Here is an 8,249-nt window from a genome sequence, read left to right as displayed (position 1 = left end):
AGTGGGAGCGGGCTTGACCCGCGATGCAGGCGACGCGGTACTGGCTGTAACCGCATCGCTTGCATCGCGGGTCGAGCCCGCTCCCACAGAGCAGGTGGCTCGATCACATTACAGGACAAGATTTCCATGCCACACGTACCCCAGATCAGAATCCCCGCCACCTACATCCGTGGCGGCACCAGCAAAGGCGTGTTCTTCAACCTCGAAGACCTGCCCGAAGCCGCCCAGCTCCCCGGCGCCGCGCGCGATGCGCTGCTGCTGCGGGTTATCGGCAGCCCCGACCCCTACGGCAAGCAGATCGACGGCATGGGCGGGGCCACCTCCAGCACCAGCAAGACGGTCATCCTGTCGCGCAGCATCAAGCCCGGGCACGACGTCGACTACCTGTTCGGCCAGGTCGCCATCGACAAGGCCTTCGTCGACTGGAGCGGCAACTGCGGCAACCTCTCGGCGGCAGTCGGCTCGTTCGCCATCAGCGCCGGCCTGGTCGACGCCAGTCGCATCCCGCGCAATGGTGTGGCTGTGGTGCGCATCTGGCAGGCCAACATCGGCAAGACCATCATCGCCCACGTACCGATCACCGAAGGCGAAGTGCAGGAAACCGGCGACTTCGAACTCGACGGCGTGACCTTTCCGGCCGCCGAGGTGCAGCTCGAATTCCTCGACCCGGCCGCCGACGAAGACGGCGCGGGCGGCTCGATGTTCCCCACCGGCAACCTGGTCGACGACCTGGTGGTGCCCGGTGTCGGCACCTTCAAGGCAACCCTGATCAACGCCGGCATCCCGACCATCTTCATCGACGCCCAGGCCCTGGGCTACACCGGCACCGAGCTGCAGGACGCAATCAACGGCGACCCCGAGGCCCTGGCGCGTTTCGAAACCATCCGTGCCCACGGCGCTGTGCACATGGGCCTGATCGAGCACGTCGAGCAGGCCGCGCAGCGCCAGCACACGCCCAAGGTGGCGTTCGTGGCACCGCCGGCCGACTACCAGTCCTCCAGCGGCAAGACCGTGGCAGCGAGCGATATCGACCTGCTGGTGCGTGCGTTGTCGATGGGCAAGCTGCACCACGCGATGATGGGGACGGCAGCGGTGGCCATCGGCACCGCGGCGGCCATCCCCGGCACCCTGGTCAACCTTGCTGCCGGTGGCGGCGAGCGCAGCGCCGTGCGCTTCGGTCACCCCTCGGGCACCTTGCGCGTGGGCGCCGAGGCGCGCCAGGTGAATGGCGACTGGACCGTTACCAAAGCAATCATGAGCCGCAGCGCTCGCGTGCTGATGGAGGGTTGGGTACGCGTACCTGGCGATACCTTCTAGAGGCAGCGGTGCTCGGCTCTCCTTTCACCCCATGTGAACAGAGAGACGACAATGAGTGCCAATGTTGACCTGAACGACCGCCCCGACTACGACCGGGTCCTGCAGGACATTGCCGACTATGTCCTGCACTTCAGGGCCGAGCCGGGGGAGGCGCTGGACACGGCGCGCAACTGCCTGATGGACACCCTGGGTTGCGGCCTGCTGGCGCTGCGCTTTCCCGAGTGCACCAAGCACCTGGGGCCGCTGGTGGAGGGTACCGTGGTGCCCCATGGCGCGCGGGTGCCCGGCACCGCGTACCGCCTCGACCCGGTCAAGGCGGCCTGGGACATCGGCTGCATCGTGCGCTGGCTGGACTACAACGATACCTGGCTGGCCGCAGAATGGGGTCATCCCTCCGACAACCTCGGCGGCATCCTCGCGGTGGCCGACCACCTCTCGCAAAAGCGCGTGGCCAACGGCGACGCGCCGCTGACCCTGCACACGGTGCTCGAGGCCATGATCATGGCCCACGAGATCCAGGGCGTGCTCGCGCTGGAAAACGCTTTCAACCGGGTGGGCCTGGACCACGTGCTGCTGGTCAAGGTCGCATCCACGGCGGTGTGCGCCCGGCTCATGGGCGCCAATCGCGAGCAGTTGCTGGCGGCCCTGTCCCAGGCCTTTGTCGATGGCCAGGCGCTGCGCACCTACCGCCATGCCCCCAATGCCGGCTCGCGCAAGTCGTGGGCGGCCGGTGATGCGTCGAGTCGCGGGGTGCGCCTGGCGGACATCGCCCTGCGCGGCGAGATGGGCATCCCCGGCGTGCTCACCGCGCCGCAGTGGGGCTTCTATGACGTGCTGTTCAGCCATACCAACAAGGACCTGGCGCTCAAGCCCGAGGGCAAGCGCGAGTTCAGCCTGTCGCAGCCGTTCGGCAGCTACGTGATGGAGAACATACTGTTCAAGATCAGCTTTCCGGCCGAGTTCCATGCGCAGACCGCCTGCGAGGCGGCGGTGACCCTGCATCCGCAGGTGCGCAATCGCCTGCATGAAATCGAGCGCATCGTGATCACCACCCATGAGTCGGCGATTCGCATCATTTCCAAGGTCGGCACGCTGGCCAACGCGGCGGACCGGGACCACTGCCTGCAGTACATGACGGCGGTGCCGCTGATCTTCGGCAACCTGGTGGCCGAGCATTACGAAGATGATTTCCATGCGGCGCACCCGACCATCGACCGCTTGCGCGAGAAGATGGTGATCGTCGAAGACCCGCGTTTCAGTCGCGAGTACCTGGAGGCCGACAAGCGCTCGATCGCCAACGCGGTGCAGGTGTTCTTCACCGACGGCTCGAGCACCGAGCAGGTGGTGGTGGAGTACCCCATCGGGCACCGGCGCCGACGCGCCCAGGGCATCCCGCTGCTGGAGGACAAGTTCAAGGCCAACCTGGCGACGCGGTTTACTGCGCAGCGTTCGGCCGAAATTCTTGCGCTGTGCAAGGATCAGGCGAGGCTTGAGGCGACGGCGGTGCATCGGTTCATGGATCTGTTCGTGATCTGAGGGGCGCTTCGCCGGCAAGGCCGGCTCCTACACGCGTCGCTAACCTGCAGGAGCCGGCCTTGCCGGCAAAGCTTTTCGGAAGACAACAAAAAGCCCCGCCAATTGGCGGGGCTTCTTTTCACGCTAAGTCAGCTTACGCTTGAACGACCGGGATATTGGCGTTCGCAGCGGCTTCACGGAACTCGGCGATCTGGTCGAAGCTCAGGTAGCGGTAGATGTCGGCAGCCATGCTGTCGATATTCGCCGCGTACTCCATGTACTCCTCGACGGTTGGCAGCTTGCCCAGGATCGAGGCAACGGCAGCCAGCTCGGCGGAGGCCAGGAACACGTTGGCACCATCGCCCAGACGGTTCGGGAAGTTACGGGTCGACGTCGACACAACGGTCGAGTTCGGCTCTACGCGTGCCTGGTTACCCATGCACAGCGAGCAGCCCGGCATTTCCATGCGCGCGCCAGCCTTGCCGTAGATGCCGTAGTAGCCTTCCTCGGTCAGCTGGTGAGCGTCCATCTTGGTCGGCGGCGACAGCCACAGACGGGTTGGCAGCTGACCCTTGACCTTGTCCAGCAGCTTGCCGGCAGCGCGGAAGTGACCGATGTTGGTCATGCACGAACCGATGAACACTTCGTCGATCTTCTGGCCCTGGACGCTGGACAGCAGGCGAGCGTCGTCCGGGTCGTTAGGAGCGCAGAGAACCGGCTCCTTGATATCGGCCAGGTCGATCTCGATGACTTCGGCGTACTCGGCATCGGCGTCGGCTGACAGCAGCTCGGGCTTGGCCAGCCAGGCTTCCATCGCCTGTGCACGGCGCTCCATGGTGCGCGCATCGCCGTAGCCTTCGCTGATCATCCAGCGCAGCAGGGTGATGTTCGACTTCAGGTACTCGGCAATGGCTTTTTCAGGCAGCTTGATGGTGCAACCGGCAGCCGAACGTTCGGCCGAGGCGTCGGACAGTTCGAATGCCTGTTCCACGGTCAGGTCGTCCAGGCCTTCGATTTCCAAGATGCGGCCGGAGAAGGCGTTGATCTTGCCTTTCTTCTCGACGGTCAACAGGCCTTTCTGGATGCCGTAGTAAGGGATGGCGTGAACCAGGTCACGCAGGGTGATGCCTGGGTTCAGCTTGCCCTTGAAGCGCACCAGTACCGACTCCGGCATGTCCAGTGGCATCACGCCAGTGGCAGCGGCGAAGGCGACCAGGCCGGAACCGGCCGGGAACGAGATGCCGATCGGGAAGCGGGTGTGCGAGTCACCACCGGTACCGACGGTGTCCGGCAGCAGCATGCGGTTCAGCCAGCTGTGGATGATGCCGTCGCCTGGACGCAGGGACACGCCGCCACGGGTGCGGATGAAATCCGGCAGGGTGTGGTGGGTGGTCACGTCGATCGGCTTCGGATAGGCCGCGGTGTGGCAGAACGACTGCATGACCAGGTCGGCCGAGAAGCCCAGGCACGCCAGGTCTTTCAGTTCGTCACGGGTCATCGGACCGGTGGTGTCCTGGGAGCCGACGGTGGTCATCTTCGGTTCGCAGTAGGTGCCAGGACGAACGCCCTTGCCCACTGGCAGGCCGCAGGCCTTGCCGACCATCTTCTGGGCCAGGGTGTAGCCCTTGCCGGTGTCGACAGGTGCTTCAGGCAGCTTGAACAGGTCGGTCGGGCCCAGGCCCAGCTCGGCGCGCGCCTTCTCGGTCAGGCCACGGCCGACGATCAGCGGGATACGACCACCGGCGCGGACTTCGTCCAGCAGTACGGGGGTTTTCATCTCGAAGGTGGTGATGACTTCGTCGGTACCGTGCTTGCACACCTTGCCGGCGTGCGGGTACAGGTCGATCACGTCGCCCATGTGGATGTTCGACACGTCGAATTCGATCGGCAGGGCGCCGGCGTCTTCCATGGTGTTGTAGAAGATCGGGGCGATCTTGGAGCCGAAGCAGAAACCGCCAGCGCGCTTGTTCGGCACGTAAGGGATGTCGTCGCCGAAGAACCACAGCACCGAGTTGGTCGCCGATTTACGCGAGGAACCGGTACCGACCACGTCACCGACGTAGGCGATCGGGAAGCCTTCGTTGCGCATCTGCTCGATCTGCTTCATCGGGCCGATGGCGCCTTGCACGTCCGGCACGATGCCGTCGCGGGCCATTTTCAGCATGGCCAGGGCGTGCAGCGGGATGTCAGGGCGCGACCAGGCGTCCGGGGCAGGGGACAGGTCGTCGGTGTTGGTTTCGCCGGTGACCTTGAAGACGCGCAGGCTGATCTTGTCGGCCAGGGTCGGACGCTTCTTGAACCACTCGCCGTCAGCCCAGGACTGCAGTACCGCCTTGGCGTGAACGTTGCCGTTCTTGGCTTTTTCGGCCACGTCGTGGAAGGCGTCGAACATCAGCAGGGTGTGCTTGAGCTGTTCGGCGGCAACGGCGGCCAGTTCGGCGTCGTCCAGCAGCTCGACCAGGGTGGCGATGTTGTAGCCGCCCTGCATGGTGCCCAGCAGTTCAACGGCGCGCTGCTTGCTGATCAGCGGGGAGGTGGCTTCGCCCTTGGCGACCGCCGACAGGAAACCGGCCTTGACGTAGGCGGCTTCGTCCACTCCTGGTGGTACGCGGTTGGTGATCAGGTCGACGAGGACGGCTTCTTCGCCAGCGGGGGGATTCTTCAGCAGCTCGACCAGGCCTGCGGTTTGTTCGGCGTTAAGCGGCTGGGGCACGATACCCTGGGCGGCACGCTCTTCGATGTGTTTGCGGTAGGCTTCAAGCACAGTTATTACCCTCATCAGTGGTCCCAAATGGGTGTCCGGGACGCTCATCCAGAATGGCCGGCACCCATGCGCAATACGGCTTTTTGAGCCGCGTAGCCAGGGTTGCAGGACATCCTTACAGAAGCTGCTTTCAAAGTTTTACGCCTGTAGAACGGAGGCTGATGAGGGCTGGCGCGGTGCATTCGATGTTCGAATACCCCGAGCCAACGCCGTTCTACCGGATCAACTGTGCTCGTGACGCTTTGAAAACAGCTTCTAACGGACATTGCTGCCTTAAAAAGGCCGGGTGATTCTACGGTAAAAACGCGCCAAAGGTAAGGCGATTGCAACGACTTTACGGCGTGACCCCCGTTAGACAAAGGGCTAACATGGCCGTCTGTTCCATCGCCATGCCGTTGAATCTTTCATGTCCAATCAGTCAATAAAAACGCCCTGTGTCGGCCTGTGTTCCACGGTTTACGGGGACCTGGTGTGTCGCGGGTGCAAGCGTTTTCACCATGAGGTGATCCACTGGAACGGCTACAACGACGATGAAAAGCGTGCGGTGTGGCTGCGCCTGGAACACCTGCTGGTGCAGGTGATGGCGGCCAAGCTGGAGGTGTTCGACGCCGACAAGCTGCGCGGCCAGCTGGAGCTGCGCAAGATTCGATTCGTGCCGCATCAGTCCGAGTATTGCTGGGCTTATCAGCTGATTGCGCGGGGCGCGCGGGTGATCCGCGAGCTGGAAGCGTACGGGATGGTGCTGCTGCCGGAGTTTCGCGACTGGGAGCTGCCCGAGCTGCGCGATGCCATCGATCGGGAATTCTTTCTGTTGTCCGAGGCGCACTATCAGCGCTACATCGCGCCGGGCTTTCTCAAGGATGCGCTGGGTTAAGCGGTGTTCCCATCGCGGGTCACGCCCGCGCCCACTGGATCACCGCTTACCCTGTGGGCGCGGGCTTGACCCGCGATGGGGTCTTCAGCCTCTGGCCAGCTCGTCCAGGTGCTTCACCTGGTCCTCGGTCTTGAGCACCAGCACATCGCATTCCAGCGAATCGAGCACCACCTCGGCGGTGTTGCCGATCAGCGCACCGGTAATCCCGCTACGCCCCACCGTACCCATCACCGTCACCACGGCTTCGTACTTTTTAGCCGTGTGCGGAATCAGCACGTCCGCCGGGCCTTCGGCCACATGCAGGCGATCGTCGGCGATATCGAATTCGGCCTGGAACGCAGCGCATTCGTCGCGGTACTTCTTCTCGATGGTGTCCTTGAGCTGGTACACCGGGTCCGCCGCCGAGAGCATGGGCGAGGGGTGGGCGCTGATCACGTGCAGGTTGCCCTTGGCCACGCTGGCAATGGCATAGCCGTGGTCGATGATGCTGGCGTGCAGCTTGCGATGCTCCTGATCGTCGTTGCCCACGTCCACCGCCGCCAGAATCACGCCACCGGTCCAGGGGCGCTCGGTCTTGACCATCAGCACCGCGCACGGGCACTGGCGCAGCAGTTTCCAGTCCGAAGGCGTCAGCAGGAACTTCTTCAGCGCGTTTTCCGGCCGGTGTTCCTTGATCACCAGCTCACAGCCTTCGGCTTTCTGCACGTCGATGATCGACTCGTGCAGGGTGTCGTGCCAGGCCTGCTCATAGGTGACATTGTCGTAGCCATCGTCGTGCAACTGGCTGGCGAGCAGGCTGAGCAGGGCACTGTGGTCCTGCTTCTTGTCGCACATCAGCAGGTGCAGGCGTGCCTTGGTGACGCCGGCGATCAGCTTGGCGCGGGTCAGGGCCTTGCTGTGGGCGTGGTCGGGGTCGAGCACCACCAGGATGCTGCGAACTTCTAAAAGCATGAGGGAGAACTCCTTCGACAATGGCATGCGATGCCTGACTATAGTCGGCGCCCCGGATGCGGTGGATGTTGATATGCATCAAGCATAGTCACTGGTGATCGCCACTGCCGCCGGTATAATCGCCGGTCTTGTCGACACCCCATGCCCGTTTGTGAGCCTATGTCCCTTATTCCCGAAATCGAAGCCTTCCTCGCCTGCCGCACCCCGGATGCCTGGGTCGATGCCGCCCTGGCCGACCAGGAGACGATGCTGATCGACCACAAGAACTGCGAGTTCAAGGCCGCCAGCACGGCGCTGAGCCTGATTGCCAAGTACAACACGCATGTCGACCTGATCAACATGATGTCGCGCCTGGCCCGCGAGGAGCTGGTGCATCACGAGCAGGTGCTGCGCCTGATGAAGAAGCGCAAGGTGGCCTTGCGCCCATTGTCGGCAGGGCGCTATGCCTCGGGGCTGCGCAAGGTGGTGCGCGCGCACGAGCCGGTGAAGCTGGTGGACACGCTGGTGGTCGGCGCGTTCATCGAGGCGCGCAGCTGCGAGCGCTTTGCTGCGGTGGTGCCGCACCTGGACGAGGAGCTGGGCAGGTTCTACCACGGGCTGCTCAAGAGCGAGGCGCGCCATTACCAGGGGTACCTGAAGCTGGCGTACCAGTATGGCGAGGCGGCGGATGTGGAGCGCACCGTGGAGCGGGTGCGCGAGGTGGAAGCCGAACTGATCACCACGCCGGACGTGGAGTTTCGCTTCCATAGCGGCGTGCCGGCCTGAAGCATCGCGGGCCAAGCCCGCGCCCACAGGCTGATGACCCATCCTGTGGGAGCGGGCTTGGCC

The 8,249-nt window shown here is 64.0% G+C and carries 6 protein-coding genes; 4 read left to right on the top strand and 2 right to left on the bottom strand.

Going from position 1 to position 8,249, the window contains the following annotated elements; translation table 11 throughout:
- Positions 1 to 126: 126 nt before the first annotated feature.
- Both prpF and prpD read left to right on the top strand, forming a co-directional pair.
- On the top strand, positions 127 to 1,317 hold the full coding sequence (gene prpF / locus QMX96_RS25905; RefSeq protein WP_104572282.1) for a 2-methylaconitate cis-trans isomerase PrpF: 1,191 nt from the start codon (positions 127 to 129) through the stop codon (positions 1,315 to 1,317).
- A 51-nt stretch (positions 1,318 to 1,368) separates the two neighbouring features.
- Entirely contained in the window at positions 1,369 to 2,853 is a 1,485-nt protein-coding gene (gene prpD, locus QMX96_RS25900) for a 2-methylcitrate dehydratase (protein WP_078480487.1), read from the top strand.
- Positions 2,854 to 2,986: 133 nt separating this feature from the next.
- Here the strand turns inward: prpD and acnB are convergent, their stop codons facing one another.
- Positions 2,987 to 5,596, bottom strand: a complete 2,610-nt coding sequence (gene acnB, locus QMX96_RS25895; RefSeq protein ID WP_054915695.1) for a bifunctional aconitate hydratase 2/2-methylisocitrate dehydratase — start codon at positions 5,594 to 5,596, stop codon at positions 2,987 to 2,989.
- 406 nt (positions 5,597 to 6,002) lie between these two features.
- On the opposite strand from acnB, the gene QMX96_RS25890 reads away from it, so the two are divergent.
- Positions 6,003 to 6,470, top strand: a complete 468-nt coding sequence (locus tag QMX96_RS25890) for a DUF1289 domain-containing protein (protein ID WP_043863069.1) — start codon at positions 6,003 to 6,005, stop codon at positions 6,468 to 6,470.
- Between the two features lie 84 nt (positions 6,471 to 6,554).
- On the opposite strand, the gene QMX96_RS25885 is transcribed toward QMX96_RS25890, so the two are convergent.
- Complete coding sequence (locus tag QMX96_RS25885; RefSeq protein WP_043863068.1) at positions 6,555 to 7,421, bottom strand: universal stress protein; 867 nt, start codon at positions 7,419 to 7,421, stop codon at positions 6,555 to 6,557.
- Between the two features lie 159 nt (positions 7,422 to 7,580).
- Between QMX96_RS25885 and miaE the strand changes: the two genes are divergently transcribed.
- A complete protein-coding gene (gene miaE / locus QMX96_RS25880; protein WP_282362679.1) occupies positions 7,581 to 8,186 on the top strand; it encodes a tRNA isopentenyl-2-thiomethyl-A-37 hydroxylase MiaE in 606 nt (201 codons plus the stop codon).
- Positions 8,187 to 8,249 lie beyond the last annotated feature (63 nt).

The sequence above is a fragment of the Pseudomonas sp. PS01300 genome (genome assembly GCF_029960155.1).
GTDB classification, from domain to species: domain Bacteria; phylum Pseudomonadota; class Gammaproteobacteria; order Pseudomonadales; family Pseudomonadaceae; genus Aquipseudomonas; species Aquipseudomonas palmensis.
The sequence above is the reverse complement of the archived record's forward strand: the minus strand, read 5'-3'. Positions and strand labels throughout refer to the sequence as shown.